General features: G+C 60.3%; 1 protein-coding gene. It reads right to left on the bottom strand.

The features are described from left to right. Positions 1–686 (bottom strand): beta-ketoacyl synthase N-terminal-like domain-containing protein (locus D1012_RS21980; RefSeq protein WP_267897846.1); only part of this gene is annotated, 686 nt, incomplete at both ends.

Raw genomic sequence — 686 nt, 5'->3', positions numbered from 1 at the left:
AAATCTTGGCGCCGCGCGCCTTGGCATGTTCCAGCTCTTCCAGAACCAGCACGCCTGCGCCGCCGGAGATGACGAAACCGTCGCGGTTCTTGTCATAGGCGCGCGATGCAACCGAAGGCCGGTCGTTGAACTTGGAGGACATGGCGCCCATGCCGTCGAAAAGCACGGAAAGCGTCCAGTCGAGATCTTCGCAGCCGCCGGCAAACATCATGTCCTGCTTGCCATACTGGATCATCTCGAAGGCATTGCCGACGCAGTGATTGGACGTCGCGCAGGCCGATGAAATGGAATAGTTGACGCCCTTGATCTTGAACCAGGTGGCAAGCGTTGCCGGTGCGGTCGAAGACATGGCTTTCGGCACGGCGAACGGGCCGACTTTCTTGGATGAGCCCGATTCGCGGGTTTTATCGGCAGCTTCGACGATGGTGCGGGTGGATGAGCCGCCGGAACCCATGATGATGCCGGTGCGCTCGTTGGAAATCTGGCTTTCATCAAGACCGGCATCGGCGATGGCCTGGTCCATGGCCACGTGATTCCATGCGGTTCCCCCGCCATGGAAGCGCATGGCGCGCCGGTCGACCAGCGTTGCCGGATCAAGCGTGGGAGCGCCGTGCACCTGACTGCGGAAACCGTATTTTGCATAGTCTTCCGCGAAGACAATACACGATTTCGCCGCCCGCAGGGAT

The sequence above is a fragment of the Pseudotabrizicola alkalilacus genome (genome assembly GCF_003443995.1).
GTDB lineage: Bacteria > Pseudomonadota > Alphaproteobacteria > Rhodobacterales > Rhodobacteraceae > Pseudotabrizicola > Pseudotabrizicola alkalilacus.
The sequence above is the reverse complement of the archived record's forward strand: the minus strand, read 5'-3'. Positions and strand labels throughout refer to the sequence as shown.